The sequence below is a fragment of the Sporolactobacillus shoreicorticis genome, from assembly GCF_024125445.1.
Lineage (GTDB): Bacteria > Bacillota > Bacilli > Bacillales > Sporolactobacillaceae > Sporolactobacillus > Sporolactobacillus shoreicorticis.
The window spans coordinates 111,486-127,903 of record NZ_JAMXWM010000006.1 but is presented as its reverse complement, the minus strand read 5'-3'; the positions used below and the strand labels follow the sequence as shown (position 1 = coordinate 127,903).

Here is a 16,418-nt window from a genome sequence, read left to right as displayed (position 1 = left end):
ACAGAACTTATTGTACCTTGATTAAAAATAATTGACAACCAAAACATATCATCGGAACAGATCGTTTAAAGAATATTCTTTACCGTATTCCGGCAAAAACTGCTTTCCTCGGTCGGGAACAAGCCGTTCCGGATGGAACCCATGTAACGGAATAAGGACATCGGGATCGAGCTGATCAAGGATCCATTTTAACTGCTGCGGTGCCGCGTGACCGGAACAATTGAGCGGGACATAGACAACGCCAAGATCACTAAGTAATTTCAACAGTTTTTGATAATCAGGATCATAATCACCGAGCGGCATACCGCCTGCATGAATATAAAGAGCATTTTTCAAATCCAAATCGAGCAGCTCCAGACTGTCCGAATAGGCGCACTGCACCATATACCGACGCGGATCCGCATGAATCATTGCCGCATCGGCCCACATATCCTTTTTTAGATGAAGGATGCTTGCCTGATCGGCATTTTTCCGAAAAATAAGCACTTCGTCATTCGGATAAAACGTATGAAGGATATGAGCGGTTGCTGGATCAAACGCAACCGCACGTCCGATTTGCTTAGCCACTGCAACAATACAGTGCAGACGTTCCACATTGCGATTGTAGCAATTAAAAATAACAAGACCTTTTGTTTGTCCGCCCCATTCGGCACATTGCTCTGCCAAAGCATCTTCGGTCATGAGCTGCGGCACATTTTCCATGCGACCGACGAGTGGTTCCTTCATTTCTTCGTCAAAAGACAAGGTAGTCGTCTCCATGAGGAGCAACCGAAAACCAAGCCGCTTCGCCTTACCGATAAATGCCTTTGTCCCTTCCGGATGAAAGCCGTGCAAGCGCAGATCACCGGTATAAAGAATTGAACCGTCCGGTGTCCGGATGTGCAGCGCACTCGCGCCGGGTACATCATGATCAACGAAAAGCGGTGTGATTGTCATGGCCCCAAGTGAATGGGGACAATCATAGTCAAGTGACTCGTAGCTGCGCGCGATCGGAAGCCGTTCACCGGATTCATCCAAAGCGCGAGCAAGTTGAAGCGATTCAGCCGTCATGAAAACGGGCACTTGCGGTGCAATCGTATCCATCGCCCCCATATGATCCAGGTGCATATGCGAAAGATAAACTTCCGTCTGCTGTGCTCGTTCTTCATACGGCGAAACCCCTTCGATGCCTCGCAGCTGGTTTGCACTGTATAGACCATCGATTCTTGGCAATGCGCCGAGCCGGATAGCGTCATGAACCGTGCGTCCGATTCTGGATGATACACTCGTGTTCAGCCATTCACTTTGCGCCGAAAAGGTTCGTCCGAAATCAAAAATAAGCCGACATCCTGCGTGCTGAATGGTCACAATCGTTCCGCCAATGGTGCGCAGTCCGCCCCAAAAGCGAATGTGCGTCCCTTCATTGTCTTGCATACCCATTCCTCCCAATTGATAGAAAAACTTGGCGAGTTCAAATTAATCCGTTCTTCGCTTACAAAAGTTACCTTTTCATCAACAAACGGGTCCCCGTCTGTCAGGAACCCGCCGTCACATCTTATTCCACATTCACAATCAATCGATTAATTATCCTTTTCCTGATCAAGCACTTTTTGTCCCTGTTTTGCGGCACTGGTCAGTCCCTTTTCAACGGATTCTTTATTCAAGAAGACGGCTTGCATTTCCTTGGTTAAAATGTTGCTGACTTGCTCCGTTCCCGGACTTCTAAATTCAAAGAATCCTGAATCGAATTGTTTTTCTGCCGCGGCATATTCCGGGTTTTCTTTAATAAAGCTTTCCCATTCTGCGTCATCCAGCACCGACTTGCGGACCGGAACATAGCCGGTTGCTTTCGCCCATTCCATTGTCGGTTTTTTATCTGAGAGATACTTCATTAATTCCCAAGCGGCCAGTTTCTGATCCGGAGTTGCGGAAGAGAACATGACAAGATTTGTTCCCTGGAACGGAGTCGCCGCCTCTTTTCCTTTCGGCAGCGGCGCCGTTGCCCAATTAACTTTTCCTTTTGCGCCGCTCTGAACAAACGACATCCCGGCGCTGGAACCAATATACATCGCGACATCTCCGTTTGAGAATGGCCCCGACATATAATTATCTTCACCAGCAAGACGAGCGGTACCGTTTTTCGTCATATTTGTCAAAAAATTCAAGGCATCCTTACCTTCAGCAGAGTTAAACAGCAACTTATTCGCTTTTTCATCCGCATATTGCCCGCCTGCCTGGCGAACCCAAGCCGGATAGTCAAACCCGATTCCGTTCTCAAATCCAAGCCCGACTACTTTTTTCTTACCCGTTGTCCCTGTCAGCTTCGTTGCCGCATTTTTCAGCTGATCCCAGTCTTGCGGAACGGACAACTTTTTCTCTTTTAAATAATCGGTATTGTAAAAGAGAACCTCCGTGCTTTTATTGAAAGGTACGCCGTACAGCTTGCCGTTAAACGTGTTGCTGTCTAAGAATACTTTGACAATATCGTTCTTGTCCGAGGCGCTCCAACCATGCTTGGTACTGTTTTCATAAGGTGTCAGGTCATCAATCTGGTTGTTCTTAATGTAGCTCGACATCCAGTTTTCATAAGCCTGGGCCATAACCGGCAGCGTATGCGCTTTAGCTGCGGCAGTTAATTTTGTACTTAAATCACTGTAGTTTCCTTGATTTACCAGTTTAACCGTAATATTCTTGTGTGTTTGTTGAAATTCCTTGACAAGCTGCTGCAACGCTTTTTCCTGTCCGCCATTCATCGCATGCCAGAAGGTGATCGTCACCGGCTTGCTGATTTTATCAGGAATGTCGCTGATTTTACCGGAGCTTGACGTTCCTTTGGATGACGAACAAGCGGTGAGCGCTAAAATGAGGACTGCCGTAACAAGAGCCACAATCCACTTTCTCATGAATAAATTCCTCCCGAATTTTTAATTGTACGGTAATAGGCTGGTTGCGGTCATCGACATGGATGCTGATTTTATCCTTTGATTCCGGCTCGGGTCACCCCCTCAATGATGTATTTTTGCAGAATGATGAAAAGAATAATCATCGGCAGAATCACCATCGTCGCAGCCACCATGAGTAAATTGTATTCTGTTCCGGCTTCCGAACTGAATGCCATCAATCCGACCGGCATCGTGCGCATCGTCATTGAATTGGTGACAATCAGCGGCCATAGAAACGAATTCCAGCTGCCGATGACCTGCAGTAAAGCGATCGTAATGAGTGCCGGTTTGGAAATGGGTACCATGATCAGCCAAAGATACTTAAAGTCACTACACCCGTCCATTTTGGCTGCATAACTCAGCTCTTTTGGAATCGACAAGAAGAACTGACGTAAAAGAAAAATTGCGAAAACACTGGCCATCCACGGAACCGTCAGCGCCTCATAATGATCGATCCAGCCCAGCTTTACTAATGTAACAAAGTTGGGAATTAGCAAGATCTCCCCCGGAACCATCATTGTGCCAAGCAAAATGGAGAAAACCACATCCCGACCGTAAAAGTTGATTTGCGAAAACGCATAGGCGGCGAGAATTGTTGTAAGCAGCACGCCAAGAGTACTTAATGCCGCTACAAAAATGCTGTTAAACAAATAACGTGCGAACGGTGCAGTATGCCATGCATGAAGATAATTCGACCACTCAATCGGATGCGGAAGCCAAATCGGCGGCAGTGTCATGACCTGATTCGGTGCTTTGAGCGACGTACTGATCATCCAGACAAAGGGAAGAAGCATTAAAATACCCCCGGCAATTAAGAGAAGATAAATAAAACCCTTAGAAAAAGCCCCGCGACGCATCAACGGCCACCTCCAGTCGCTAATTTTTTGCTGCGTGTACGTTCCTTTTTCTGCCCGCCTACCTTAAGCTGAATCAAAGTCAGTACAAAAATAATCAGAAATAAAACGTAGGAGGCAGCCGAGGCAATGCCGTATTGGTTCTGAACATAAAATTTGTTGTATATGTAGTAGACAACGGTCTCCGCGCTGTTGACCGGTCCGGGATAGCCGTTAAATAACGCATAAATCTCGTCAAACACCTTGAACGCGTTGATCATCGCGATAATTGAGACGAATAAGGTCGTCCCTGAAAGCATCGGAACCGTGATATGGATGAAACGCTGCCATGGTGAAGCGCCATCGATTCTTGCCGCCCGATAATAGTTGCTGTCGATATTTTGTAAGCCGGCAAGAAAAATGACAATATTATAGCCGAGGCCTTTCCAAATTGCCAGAATAATAAGTGCGGGCATGGCCCAATTCGGATCGGTCAGCCAATGAATTGAGGAAATACCTACCAAGCCGAGTGCTGCATTAAGCAATCCGTACTGAGAGTGAAAAATCCAACGCCAGACAACGGACACAGCCACAACCGAAGTCACAAATGGAATAAAATAGATCGTTCGAAGCAAGCCGCGAAAGCGTATCTTCTGATTAAGCAAAACAGCTACGGCAAGTGACAGGCAAATGGAGGCGGGAACAACACCAAGAACAAAGATCGCCGTATTGCGCAGTGACAGCCAGAACTCCGGATCATTAAAGATTGATAAATAATTGTCTATGCCGCGCGCGTAAACGACATCCGTGAAATAGTTATATCGGGTATAAAAGCTAATTAGAAATGATTTAATAATCGGATACACATCAAAAACAATAATTAACGCTAATGCCGGCGCCAAGTAGAGAAGTGCCCGCAACGTTTTTTTCCACGTCCGGCGTTCAATCATCGGTCAATCCTCCGTTCCATTGCGCGGTGATCGTATTTCCTTCGTTATCAAAAAGATATGCGCGATCCGGCTTCGGCCTGACATAGACCATGTCTCCTGCCTTGATCGGCTGATCGGCGTCAATAAGTATTCTCACTTTTTGATTTTGAATGGCAACGGTCAGAACATGATCCCTGCCCACTGATTCAATGCTTTCCGATCGACCGCGTAACGCATTGGCTCCATCATTAACAACGGCCAAGTGTTCCGGTCGAACACCGAGATAACTATTTGCTTGCTTGTCCGATTGTACCAGGCGAGCCGTTCCTTCCGAGAAGTTCACAGGCAATAGATTAATTGGCGGATTTCCTAGAAATTCAGCAACGAAACGATTGGTCGGGTGAAGGTAGACATCTTGAGGATGGTCAAACTGTTGGAAACGGCCTTGATTCATCAATAAAATGCGATCGGAAATGCTGAGTGCTTCTTCCTGATCATGGGTGACAAAGATAGTGGTAATGCCTACTTGACGTTGAATTCGTTTAATTTCTGCTCGCATGTTGATGCGCAGCCTGGCATCAAGATTTGATAGAGGTTCATCAAGGAGAAGCAGCTTCGGATGCTTCACAAGCGCGCGTGCGATCGCGACGCGCTGCTGCTGTCCACCGGAAAGCTGCGCTGGTTTGCGCTCTAAAAGCGATTCGATCTTTACTAGCTCAGCAATCTCAACCGCTCGCGCATTAGCTTCCTTACGCGAAACTTTTTTCATTTTCAATGGGAACATGATGTTTTTACGTACACTCATATGCGGATATAATGCGTAGTTTTGGAAGACCATACCGATTTCCCGATGCTCCGGTTCGACAGTGTTCACTTTCGTGTCATCAAAGAAAAGTTCTCCTTCTGTCGGCTGATAGAGTCCGGCCAGCATAAATAGGGTCGAGCTTTTGCCACACCCGCTTGGCCCAAGTAAAGAAACAAATTCTCCGTCATTGACGGTACAGGACAAATGATCGACAGCGGTAACATCCGAAAAGCGTAACGTGAGTTGATTCAACGTTAGTTTCAAGAATAAGGTCCTCCTTAATCTATTTAGCCTTTCAGAATACCACATTTTTCATCACTATAATTGTCTTTTATTTTAAAAAAGTGTAAATATTTTTTGTGAATAACACAATAGAGCGAAAAAAGCATTATTGTTAGCGGAATTTACATAGATTTGCAAGTCAAAATGGTTACTTGTCATGTATACCTCGTAGGGAACCACTTTTCATCCACAAGAATCCTGAAAGAATATAGGTAAAAGACGCAAAGATACAAATCGATTGAAAACCTCCTGCATGGACATAGAGCAAACCCGCTATGTAGACACCAAAGGTTGTTGCTCCATACATCGTTGCATTGCTTAACGAAGCGATCGTCCCACGGGCGGTGTCGGAGAGCATCTGCAGTTGAGCCATCATCAACGGAAAAAGTGTACCTGCAATGAAAAAGATTAAAAACAAAGCCACTTGCACGAAAACAACAGACGGTGAGCGACCCATTAGCAAATAGATAAGCGCCATCAGACCAAAACCGGTTAATAAAGCATTTTTCCTTCCCATCTTAACCACCACGAGGTTGCCATAAAAACTGCCGACGATATTGCCTAATCCCAAAAAAAGCAAAACAGTTCCAATTTGATCAATCGTCATCACAAATTGATCTGCAAGCCAGGTCCCCAGAAAAGTAAATGCAGCAAAATTCCCTGCCTGAAAGACAAAATAGGCAAGGAAAGCATACTGGGCTTTTCTTGTTCCAAGTAATTCCCGATAACGAGCAATGATGGCCGTGCGCGCATCTGCCTGCTTCGTGTGGGTATTAGGAATAATGAAGAGCGCAGGCAGAATAAGAACGAGTGTAAATGCCCCGAGAATAAAAAACGGAATCGACCATGATTGACGTGCTAAATAGCTGCCAAGAGGAACACCCAGTGTTTGTGAGACAGCCAATCCGGCAGCAACAACACCTGTCGCCTTCAAGATTTTCGAAGGCGGTGCCACAATAGGGATTAACGCCCAAACTTGAGGACTCGCTACAGCGGCAAAAATTCCAGCAAGCCCCCTCAGACACAGCATCTGCCAAAAGCTTTCTGCAAAACCACATAGGAAAGTGGCAAAGGCAAACCCTGACATGCCGCCGATCAGAACCAATTTACGGTTCCAGCGATCAGAAAGCGGACCGCCGATAAGTGCATAAAGGGCATATCCGAGAGCATAAATGCTTACCATCCAACCTGATTGCGCGCGACCGACGCCAAATTGATCTCTGAGTGTAGGGAGAAGCGGTGAGATGAGAAATGTATCCGTACCAATGACAAACATGATTAAGAAAAACACACTTAATATTTTTTTCAAGTTCGCACATCCGTTCCATTTTATTTATTAGTTGTATAACAATTGAACTATATAAGGAAGAAAAACCGGACAAAAAACGCCCGGTCCTTACTTTCAAAGGATGCGGTGGCTTTCGCGTCGCATACAGAACATATGCGTATTTAGCGAAAGCTTTTTTACAGAGAAAGATCCTTTGCTCCAAATTCGGTTTTGAATCATCAACCTTGTCTTAAACAGAAAAAATTCTGGTTCCTTATTAAGTAACAAGTAAAATAAGCGGAGTTTTTCCAGTTATATACATCATGGCGCTTGTTTCACAGGTAAATAAAGGTAATTTTTCCGCTTATTCAAAGAAAAACCTCCATTTTCACGTTTCTTGATTCGATAAGCGGAATTTCTCCGTCTATTTCTCAGATTTGGCGCTTACCCGATCGCCCAACCGAATCCTTATTAAAGGCAAAACGATAGACTTTCTTTACCTGTAATAAAAACCAACCAATGTCCGGCCGTCATGCAGCTGCTCTATTGGTTTGCCCACTTCATTTAATCGGGCAGCCTTTTTATTCTGCCTACAGAGTCTCTAGAAATCCCGGCAGATAGTTGTGAAAAGTCGTTTTATCTATTCGGGTGAACTTTGTCTGCGCATCCCTTCTCACGATAATTAATCCCGCTTCACGCAACGTGCGAAAATGGTACGAAACATTCGACTTAGAGACAGCACAAACTTCGCCAACCTCCCCGCAAGCCATCTCTTTATTTGCCTTAAACAGTGTTCGAATGATCTCAATTCTCGTCGGATCCGACAAAGCCTTAAAAATACGCACACGTATCTCGTCATCTTTCTTTAGTTCAATATTCATACAACTATGATAGATCGATACGTTGATGATTGCAAGCATTACATGATTACAAATTTCAGCATCACTGGATAACGGATTAGCGGTACTTGGGGCTTCGGTTGCTTTTCCCACTTCTCGCTCCGCCTTAAAACAGTAAGTGTTGAAATGGAAACAAACGTTTACTATATTAGTGGTAACGCACCAACGAGGTGGAGGATCGGCCATGAACAAAGAAGAACAGGTTTTGATGGAACTTAGGGACTTAATTAATAAGATGAGCGGATCATACATCCTTTAACAATGGCGACACAATCCTATGGATGTGCATTGGCTTTGTTTTCATAGTAATTATCTCATCTATAATCATGTCAGAAAGAATCGAACCGTACTTCCCGTGCATTTGTTTAAACACAAGCACTTCGCGGCATCAAGCATTGGGTTGTTCCTAGCAAACATTGCCATCATCGGGCCCATGTTAATTCTACCGTTGTTTTTTCAAAGCTTTCGTCGTTTCACGGCCATCGGAGCAGCACTTGCGTTAATCCCTCAAGGCATCGGTATGCTCGTTACCCGGCCAATGATTGGGAAACTGATTGATAAGATCGGTGCAAAGTATGTCGTTATGGTCAGCCTTGTTCTTGCACTGATCGGATCCATTCCGTTTATTTTTATCACGGACAAAACAAGTATGATTTGGCTTTCTATCGTTCTGTTCATTCGAGGCACCAGTTTTGGAGGGATTATGCTGCCGTTAACAAGCGACGCGTATACCGGGCTGGATAGCACACAGCTTCTGGAAGCAGGTGTCGGTATTAATATTATTGAAAATCTTGGTTCAAGTTTCGGTTCGGCCGTGATCGCAACGGTTGTCGCAACGGTTATACAAGGTTTGCATCCATCCATCGCCAATCATTTGGCCGGTTACCATGCCGGATTCCTCGTCTCAGCCGTTATGCTTGCGCTTATCTTCATCCCAAGTCTGTTTCTCACTCATAAAAAAGCCTGATAAAGAACCTGTGTTTAAACGTTTGAGCACAGGTTTCTTAGTAAACAGGGTAGTCGAATCAGCAACGATTACGCCATAGCAGAAGAAAGATTTACTGTCGCCTAAATACTTTATTTATCTGAAGCTCCTCTTTAAATGGTGCATAAAGAAGCATCACCGAACCGGCGACAATCAGACCAAAAAAGAAAAAGATCCATTGAACAGCCAGCTTACTCGTCAGGAACGAACCAAATAATATACCAAGTGGCACCGTACAAGAGCTGAGCATAGAACTGAAACTGTTCACACGACCACGTTTATCGTCATCCGTAATTAATTGAAGGGTTGTGCCAATGCCAATGCTGGCAAAACTGATGCCCAATCCTAATAGTCCGAAAAAAAGAATAAATGAGACTAGCCCCGGGAAAAGTCCTGACAAAATGAGTGACACACCTTCAAAAATAAGTCCGGCAGCTGCGAACCCGATCTGACTACGAATGTGACCGAAAAGAATTGCTATACTGCCCAATAAAGCCCCGACGGAAATTGATGCCTCGATCCAACCGACACCAGTCGAACCAAAGTTCAGCTGTTTACTTGTAAAAATAATAAGCACATCAAGCGGCGCAAGAAAGAAGTTAATAATCACACCGCCAACCAATGTGAGAAACAAAAGTCGTTTTATATGAATCGTATAGATAAGTCCTTCCTTGAACTTGAAGACGAACGACTCATGCGGTTTTGCTTGAGTTACCTGAGGAATTTTTAAGAACAGTGAAAAAATAAATGAAACAAAAAAGGAAAGACCATTTAAAACAAACACAGAACCAATTGAAAAAAAAGTAATGAGAAAGCCCCCAACCACCGGGCCGATAATGGCGGACGTGCGCCGAATAAACTCAAAAACCGCATTCCCCTTTGATAAATGATCCTTATCCAAAATAAGCGGGATCGCAGAAGACAGAGCGGGATTAAAGAAGGCATCCACGACGGAAATGATGACAAGACAAAGATTAATGATCGTAAGTGAAAAATAGCCTTCAAAGAGAAGCAAGGCAACAAGAAACATGAGGCATGCGCGCACCGCATCTGCAATCATCACCATTTGTTTTTTAATGTTTCGATCTGCGAGCACGCCCGCGAAGGGCATGACAAGAATAACCGGAAGCGTCATACAGATCACACTTGCGCCAAGTGACATTGCAGAACCTGTTTGTTTCATAATCGTCCACATCAGCCCCACATAATAAATTTGACCGCCAAATATAGAAATGCCCTGCCCTGCTAGCAGAATGAAAAATTGACGGTTGCGTACCAAAAAATTCATAATCTTCGCCTCTTTATTTGGATAATAATAAAATAACTAATTTCATTTATATCGAATGTACAATTAAAAAAATAAAAACACTACCTAATCTTTTATCAGCGATTGAAGCATTTGTTCCATCAGTTTTTTTATCTGATCATTTTTCACTTCGTAATAGACTCGATTTTCATTCCGGACCGGCCGGACTAAGTCATAAGAAGCCAATAAGGACAGATGATGTGAGATGGTCGAATTGGATAAGTTCAATCGTTTGCCCAATTCATAGCCGTATAAAGGACTCCGATTAAGCAAGCGAATAATGCTCAAACGTTTTTCGTCAGCAAGCACTTTAAATGCTTGATCTACCTTATCTTTATCTGCTGAGTATGCCGACTCCTCAAAAGGAAGCTGCCTGATTCCAAAAAGAAACAGGCAAAAGCTGTCTGTGCTGGTCGTAAAAGACCATTGATCATAGAATACAGACGGCGCCAAAACGATTTCATCCATTTGATTAACAGGCATTTGATATTTTTTTGACACCCGCATCAGAAAAGAATCTGCCCCAAGCGATTCAGCAAAGTCCTTAACTTGATCAAGGACGACCTGCTGCTGTGCTAAAAAATATTTGAATTCATCGCTTATTAACCCATAGAATGTTCGCAAAAGCTGAATCACTCGCTGTTTCGTTTCTTCTTTGTGCACATACAAATAAAGCAGCTTCCACTTTTCCTGCTCCGGCAGATTACTCTGATCAATAGCTGCCGTCGTTGTACTTAATTGATTCGGATCAACACTGTCACCCGATCCATAACCGGTATGGAGAAAATAAGCAAACCATTCACGAGCATCAAGCTTTGTCAGCGCTTTTAAAAAGAGAGCCACATCTTGATGAGCCTTTGTTTCCCAGGCGTAACGAATGAGCGTCAGGCCAAGAAAACTTTCGTAACTGAAAAACACATCCAATTCGTCTTTTACATTTGACGGTAAAAGCAATCGTCTCTGATCAACCCATTGCTTTAATTGAATCGCTTTTCCTTTGATCATTAAAACGTCATCCGACTGAATCTGGCTCGGCGTTGCCACGCGAAACATCGCCGCCAGCAATTCAAATACCGGAGAGGTTACATAATGAACTTCTGGTTTTTTTGCCATTTCATCGCCTCAATCATCGCTTGTTTTGATACAAATAAAATATTATATTTTATAATAATCGAATTATAACATAAACGAATACTCTTTCCACAAAAAATTTAATTTGTATATTCATCCGTAGTGAGCGGAATTGATTTAAAATTACAGTGAGCAATAACAGTAATCTTTCAATAATCATCCTTGATAAACTTCAAAGCGATTATGCTGTCCGGTTGGATTCGCTTTTCTCGCATCAACCGCCGATAAGAACATTTCTTTAGGTCTGACCCATAGTTTCCGCTCGCCGTACATGGCTCGATAAACAACCATTTCTCTTTCCGTTTCCGAGTCGATTGCGACATCCTCAACATAATATAGGTTCCCTTTAAAATGACGGTAAATTGTATGTACCTGAATCGTTCTCATAGGATAAATGCACTCCGATCGAAACATGCTTAAATTTAATGATTGGTCCACAGTCTTCTTAACTATTTATTGGTTTCAATCCTTCAAAGTCCAATTAATATAGATCGTGTTTAGACATCTGAAGCAAAAAATTCAACTCGCTCGTAAGAACAATTTTCAACAAAAGGTCACTTGATATGCATCACGCATTCCTCGAACGGTCAGTCCTTCTGTTCGTTCATTCCGATCATTTTTCGGTGATTCGCCATGCCGAATCATAGAAACAACCGTTCTCATCTCATCCTTTTGAGTTAACATCATTCATTAATAATAGAAAGTAAATCTGAGAGGATTACAGTCGCGAAAACCAGTAATAAAAGTTATGGTTTAGAATTTAACCGATTCTTTCTGTTCAGCCTGATACTCGGCAATGGCTTCCATGAAGGCTCGTCCATATTTTTCCAGTTTCTGCTGACCGACACCCTTGATCATCAGGAAGTCATGATCGGTCGCTGGCAGCCGCACACTCATCTCTCGCAGTGATTGATCGGAGAAAATGATATATGGAGGAACAAATTCTGTTTGCGCTAACTCTTTGCGCACCTGCTTGAGTACATCAAAGAGCGCGTCATCCACAGCCAGCCGTTCCGCACGAACGCTTCCCTTTTTAAGAACCTTTACCTCACCTTTGAGTACCGGCAGCGAGCGCTCGCTTAAAGCGAGAACGGGAAAAGCACCGCCTTGCTGCACAAGATACTGCTCGGCTGTCAGAAAGTCGATGAATTCACTGATCTGCTTTTGCGTTCGATCCTTCATAATCCCGTATGTCGGCAGCCGGTTCAGTCGAAAAGAAAGCAGCTTCTGATCTGATGCGCCAGCAAGGACTTTAGTGACCATCATTTTTCCGTAGCGTTCACGCAGACGCTTCACGCAAGACAGTACTTTCTGCGCGTCAACAGTCACATCCGATTTTTCACGTGTGTCGAAACAGTTGCCGCAGTGACCGCACGGCTGAGGACTCTGTTCGCCGAAATAGCGCAGAATATAGTCCTGAAGGCAGGTTTCCGTATGGCAGTAGCCGATCATTTGATCCAATTTATGGTACTCCGCTTTCTTCAGCACGTCATCCATCTCAGACTGATCGATGAAAAACTTCTGCAACCGGATATCCTGAGGCGCGAACAAGAGAATGCAGTCGCTTTTTTCACCATCACGACCTGCACGCCCGGCTTCCTGATAATAGGCTTCAATGTTGCGCGGCATATTGTAGTGGATCACATACCGTACATTTGATTTATTAATCCCCATTCCAAAAGCATTAGTTGCAACAAGCACGGTAAGATCGTCATAAAGGAAGCGCTCCTGGCTCGAGGCGCGTTCCTGCTCCGAAAGACCGGCATGGTAACGGCCGACGGCAAGCCCTTTCTGCGCAAGCCGCGCATAAAGCCTGTCCACTTCCTTGCGTGTCGCCGCGTAAACAATTCCCGGCTGATCTTGATTCTTTTTTAAATAGTCAAGCAAAAAGGTATCCGCATTCTGACCGCGGATCACCTGAAAGTTTAAATTATCACGAGCAAATCCGGTTGCCACCACACCATCTGGCGCGATTTCGAGCATTTGACGAATATCCGCCGTCACATGAGGTGTAGCCGTTGCCGTGAGCGCAACAACTGTGGGCTTTTGTTTAAATCGGGTAATCATTGCAGGTATGGAACGATAGCTCGGTCGAAAATCATGACCCCACTGCGAAATGCAGTGCGCCTCATCAATCGCGACCAGTGACACGTTCATCCGTTCCAACGCACGGACAAAATCCGGAACCGAGAGTCGTTCCGGTGCAATATAAACTAATTTATAGTTTCCGCTTGCTGCGGCCGCAAGTCGCGACTTTCCTTCCGCAAAGCTTAGCGAACTGTTTATGTAGGTCGCATGAATGCCCGCGTTGCCCAGAGCATCCACCTGATCTTTCATCAAGGAAATCAACGGCGAGATCACCAGTGTCACTCCCGAAAAGAGCAGCGCGGGAATTTGGTAGCAAAGCGATTTTCCACCGCCCGTCGGCATAATACCGACTGTATCCCTGCCATCAAGCAGGCGGGAAATAATTTGATCCTGACCCTTGCGAAATTGATCATAGCCAAAATATTTTTTCAGCGCTTGATGAGCTGCGTCGACCATCAATGAAACCACCTTTTCGTCCTTAATAATCTAGTTTCATCTTACCATAAATTTTAGGGATAAATGGTATTCGATCGTCACAGCTTAATCTCTGCCTGAGCACGGGTATCCGCGCCAAGCACCTGATTCATCATGCGCAGTGCATACTCATTATCTTCTTTGACATTCGACACGCAGCAGTCCTGCGGAATGATAAGTTTGTAATCACGCATGTACGCGTCGTTCGCCGTAAAAAGCACACAGATATTCCCGGCAACTCCAGTAAGAATAATTGTCTCGATTCCTAGATCATGCAGCAGCGCATGAAGCGGTGTCGCGAAGAATCCCGAATGCTTCGGCTTAATAATGAAATAATCGGAAGGATTGGGGAGAATGCGACGAACAACGGACGCGCCCGGCCCACTTAAAGCGTCATGAATTAAATAATCGCGATCTGATTCCCATCTGCCCGAATTGTCATTCACGTAGATGATCGGAACACTTTTATGGCGCGCACGCGCGATCAGATCAGCCAGCGGCTCGATCATTTGTTTCATTCCATTCAGCAGCATTCCGGCCTCACTGAATTGGAGCGGATTGATCATATCGATGATCAGTAAAGCCATATCTTTTTTCGCCATTGCCTTCCCCTCCTCTGCTCACCCATTATTTCCAAATTCCCCGCCGAGCATTCAAGTAAAACCATGAAACAAAAAGCATCCTGATTCATATGCTGATGTTAGATAAGCATTCAGGAGGAGGGATCATAGTGGATAGCAAAGACCCTAGAGAACCGCAGCAGCCAAAAAGAAGAAATCTGATGAATGATCTCGACGCGTTTTTCCAAAGCAATCCTTTCGGTGATGTGTTGAAATCAATCGACGATTTTTTCAGCAATCATTCGTTTACCGGGTTTCCGGTCAGGCTCTATGACACAAACGATGAATGGGTGGTTGAAGCAGAACTGCCCGGTGCAGATCGTGACAGTATTCGTATTGAACTGCTTGGCGATAAAGTAAAAATTGCTGTGGATAACGATGTGGAAATGGAATCGCAGCATCAAGAAACCGGCGTCTACAGCCATGAGCGCCGATTCGATCATGCTGAGCGTGTTGTGACTTTACCGTACTCCATCAACCGGGCGCGTACGCAGGCTTCCTACACCAACGGCATTCTCAAAATTCATGGACCGAAGTCACCAAAAACCGGACATAATCTTTCCATAGATTAGGAACTTGACTTCGCCAAAATGCGTTTAAAATTTTTCCTAATAGTATTAAAAAAGAGAATCGGAGTAAAAAGGCTCCGATCCTCTTTTTCGTGCTCCCTTTTCAATCAAAACCGCGCGACGAAACGTTCCAGACGATCCAGTCCATCCTTCAGGACATCCATCGAATAGGCATAGGAGAGGCGCAGATAGCCTTCCCCATAAGATGAAAAGGCACTTCCCGGAACCGCCGCAAGTCGTTCCTTGTCAAGCAATTGTAGAGCAAATTCTTCAGATGACAAACCAAACTTCTTTATTGAAGGAAATACGTAAAAGGCGCCTGTGGGATGTACAACGTCCATCCCCATAGCCTCAAGACGGCTGATCACGTAATCCAGCCGCCCCTTATAGGCTTTGCGCATTGGTTCGGCATCATTCTTGCCTACCGTCAGTGCCTCAATCGCCGCATACTGAGTAATGCTCGTAATGCAGGAAATACCGTATTGATGGACTTTGATCAGTTGGTCGGCAATTGGCTTGTCCGCCAAAATATAGCCCATGCGCCAACCGGTCATCGCGTGTGATTTGGACAGCCCGTTAATCACCAGTGTCTTTTCCTTCATGCCTGGGAATGCCGCAATGGAAACATGCTCTTGCCCATAGATCAGTTCACTGTAGATCTCATCCGATACGACAAAAACAGATTTATCTTCCAACACATTGGCAATTGCCGCGACCTCCGCTTTACTAAGTACGCATCCGGTTGGATTGGATGGATAAGGAAGGATGACCGCCTTTGTTTTATCCGTTAAGTGTGACGCAATCTGATCGGCGGTCATTTTAAAGCCGGTTTCTCGCGTGTCGATATAGACCGGAACTCCGCCGGCGAGTGTAATCGGCGCGGCGTATCCCGGATACGCAGGTCCCGGGAGAATGACCTCATCCCCCGGCTCGAGTAAGGTACGAAAGGCAAGGTCAATGGCCTCACTTGCGCCGACGGTCGTAATAATTTCCGATTCCGATTCATAATGAAGATCATATTTATCCGCAACGTAATCGGAAATAGCTTGCCTTAACTCAAGTAAACCCGCATTCGCCGTATAGGTTGTTTTATTTTGGTCGATCGCTGCCTTCCCGGCGTTTTTTACATGCTCCGGTGTAGCAAAATCCGGCTGACCAATTGTCAGTGATACCGCACCGGGATAATCCTTTACTTTATTGAAAAATTGCCGAATGCCGCTGATCCGAATCGCGCGGACGCGTTCATTGACCAAACGCTCCATAGATGCCAAGCTCCTCACGCTCCCCATCAAATACAGAAAAAGCCCGC

14 protein-coding genes and 1 pseudogene are annotated in these 16,418 nt (G+C 44.9%); 2 read left to right on the top strand and 13 right to left on the bottom strand.

Features of this window, described 5'->3' with window-relative positions; genetic code table 11:
* Positions 1–48 precede the first annotated feature (48 nt).
* The 7 genes from NIE88_RS07130 to NIE88_RS07100 form a co-directional block, all read right to left on the bottom strand.
* Positions 49–1,413, bottom strand: a complete 1,365-nt coding sequence (locus tag NIE88_RS07130; RefSeq protein WP_253060634.1) for an MBL fold metallo-hydrolase — start codon at positions 1,411–1,413, stop codon at positions 49–51.
* A gap of 146 nt (positions 1,414–1,559) precedes the next feature.
* Entirely contained in the window at positions 1,560–2,882 is a 1,323-nt protein-coding gene (locus NIE88_RS07125; RefSeq protein ID WP_253060633.1) for an ABC transporter substrate-binding protein, read from the bottom strand.
* A gap of 71 nt (positions 2,883–2,953) precedes the next feature.
* Entirely contained in the window at positions 2,954–3,778 is an 825-nt protein-coding gene (locus tag NIE88_RS07120; RefSeq protein ID WP_253060632.1) for a carbohydrate ABC transporter permease, read from the bottom strand.
* Positions 3,778–4,704, bottom strand: a complete 927-nt coding sequence (locus tag NIE88_RS07115; RefSeq protein ID WP_253060631.1) for a carbohydrate ABC transporter permease — start codon at positions 4,702–4,704, stop codon at positions 3,778–3,780. Before NIE88_RS07115 ends, NIE88_RS07120 begins: the two co-directional genes overlap by 1 nt.
* A complete protein-coding gene (locus NIE88_RS07110) occupies positions 4,697–5,752 on the bottom strand; it encodes an ABC transporter ATP-binding protein (protein WP_253060630.1) in 1,056 nt (351 codons plus the stop codon). Before NIE88_RS07110 ends, NIE88_RS07115 begins: the two co-directional genes overlap by 8 nt.
* Before the next feature lie 166 nt (positions 5,753–5,918).
* Positions 5,919–7,079, bottom strand: a complete 1,161-nt coding sequence (locus NIE88_RS07105) for an MFS transporter (RefSeq protein ID WP_253060628.1) — start codon at positions 7,077–7,079, stop codon at positions 5,919–5,921.
* A 548-nt stretch (positions 7,080–7,627) separates the two neighbouring features.
* Positions 7,628–7,918 (bottom strand): ArsR/SmtB family transcription factor, encoded by a 291-nt coding sequence (locus NIE88_RS07100; RefSeq protein WP_253060715.1) that lies wholly within the window; start codon positions 7,916–7,918, stop codon positions 7,628–7,630.
* Positions 7,919–8,175: 257 nt separating this feature from the next.
* Here NIE88_RS07100 and NIE88_RS07095 point away from each other — a divergent pair.
* Positions 8,176–8,903: pseudogene (locus NIE88_RS07095) on the top strand (MFS transporter); the annotation flags it as partial.
* A 91-nt stretch (positions 8,904–8,994) separates the two neighbouring features.
* Here NIE88_RS07095 and NIE88_RS07090 read toward each other — a convergent pair.
* The 5 genes from NIE88_RS07090 to NIE88_RS07070 all read right to left on the bottom strand — a co-directional run bounded on the left by NIE88_RS07090 (position 8,995) and on the right by NIE88_RS07070 (position 14,522).
* A complete protein-coding gene (locus tag NIE88_RS07090) occupies positions 8,995–10,209 on the bottom strand; it encodes an MFS transporter (protein WP_253060627.1) in 1,215 nt (404 codons plus the stop codon).
* A gap of 84 nt (positions 10,210–10,293) precedes the next feature.
* The gene (locus tag NIE88_RS07085) at positions 10,294–11,340 is read right to left on the bottom strand and encodes an ArsR/SmtB family transcription factor (protein WP_253060626.1); all 1,047 of its coding nucleotides are present in this window, start codon (positions 11,338–11,340) and stop codon (positions 10,294–10,296) included.
* A gap of 174 nt (positions 11,341–11,514) precedes the next feature.
* Positions 11,515–11,745: a DUF1653 domain-containing protein gene (locus tag NIE88_RS07080; protein WP_253060625.1), complete on the bottom strand. Its 231-nt coding sequence runs from the start codon at positions 11,743–11,745 to the stop codon at positions 11,515–11,517.
* Positions 11,746–12,111: 366 nt separating this feature from the next.
* Positions 12,112–13,902, bottom strand: coding sequence for a DNA helicase RecQ (recQ, locus tag NIE88_RS07075; protein ID WP_253060624.1), 1,791 nt, complete (start codon positions 13,900–13,902; stop codon positions 12,112–12,114).
* Positions 13,903–13,979: 77 nt separating this feature from the next.
* A complete protein-coding gene (locus NIE88_RS07070) occupies positions 13,980–14,522 on the bottom strand; it encodes a cysteine hydrolase family protein (protein ID WP_253060623.1) in 543 nt (180 codons plus the stop codon).
* Positions 14,523–14,650: 128 nt separating this feature from the next.
* On the opposite strand from NIE88_RS07070, the gene NIE88_RS07065 reads away from it, so the two are divergent.
* Entirely contained in the window at positions 14,651–15,112 is a 462-nt protein-coding gene (locus NIE88_RS07065; protein WP_253060622.1) for an Hsp20/alpha crystallin family protein, read from the top strand.
* 104 nt (positions 15,113–15,216) lie between these two features.
* Here NIE88_RS07065 and NIE88_RS07060 read toward each other — a convergent pair whose 3' ends face one another.
* The gene (locus NIE88_RS07060) at positions 15,217–16,371 is read right to left on the bottom strand and encodes an aminotransferase A (protein WP_253060621.1); all 1,155 of its coding nucleotides are present in this window, start codon (positions 16,369–16,371) and stop codon (positions 15,217–15,219) included.
* Positions 16,372–16,418 lie beyond the last annotated feature (47 nt).

Coding starts and splice junctions, on each gene's coding strand:
- NIE88_RS07130 (WP_253060634.1), bottom strand. CDS start 1,413: ATGCAAGACAATGAAGGGACGCACATTCGCTTTTGGGGCGGACTGCGC.
- NIE88_RS07125 (WP_253060633.1), bottom strand. CDS start 2,882: ATGAGAAAGTGGATTGTGGCTCTTGTTACGGCAGTCCTCATTTTAGCG.
- NIE88_RS07120 (WP_253060632.1), bottom strand. CDS start 3,778: ATGCGTCGCGGGGCTTTTTCTAAGGGTTTTATTTATCTTCTCTTAATT.
- NIE88_RS07115 (WP_253060631.1), bottom strand. CDS start 4,704: ATGATTGAACGCCGGACGTGGAAAAAAACGTTGCGGGCACTTCTCTAC.
- NIE88_RS07100 (WP_253060715.1), bottom strand. CDS start 7,918: ATGAATATTGAACTAAAGAAAGATGACGAGATACGTGTGCGTATTTTT.
- NIE88_RS07090 (WP_253060627.1), bottom strand. CDS start 10,209: ATGAATTTTTTGGTACGCAACCGTCAATTTTTCATTCTGCTAGCAGGG.
- NIE88_RS07085 (WP_253060626.1), bottom strand. CDS start 11,340: ATGGCAAAAAAACCAGAAGTTCATTATGTAACCTCTCCGGTATTTGAA.
- NIE88_RS07080 (WP_253060625.1), bottom strand. CDS start 11,745: ATGAGAACGATTCAGGTACATACAATTTACCGTCATTTTAAAGGGAAC.
- recQ (WP_253060624.1), bottom strand. CDS start 13,902: ATGGTCGACGCAGCTCATCAAGCGCTGAAAAAATATTTTGGCTATGAT.
- NIE88_RS07070 (WP_253060623.1), bottom strand. CDS start 14,522: ATGGCGAAAAAAGATATGGCTTTACTGATCATCGATATGATCAATCCG.
- NIE88_RS07060 (WP_253060621.1), bottom strand. CDS start 16,371: ATGGAGCGTTTGGTCAATGAACGCGTCCGCGCGATTCGGATCAGCGGC.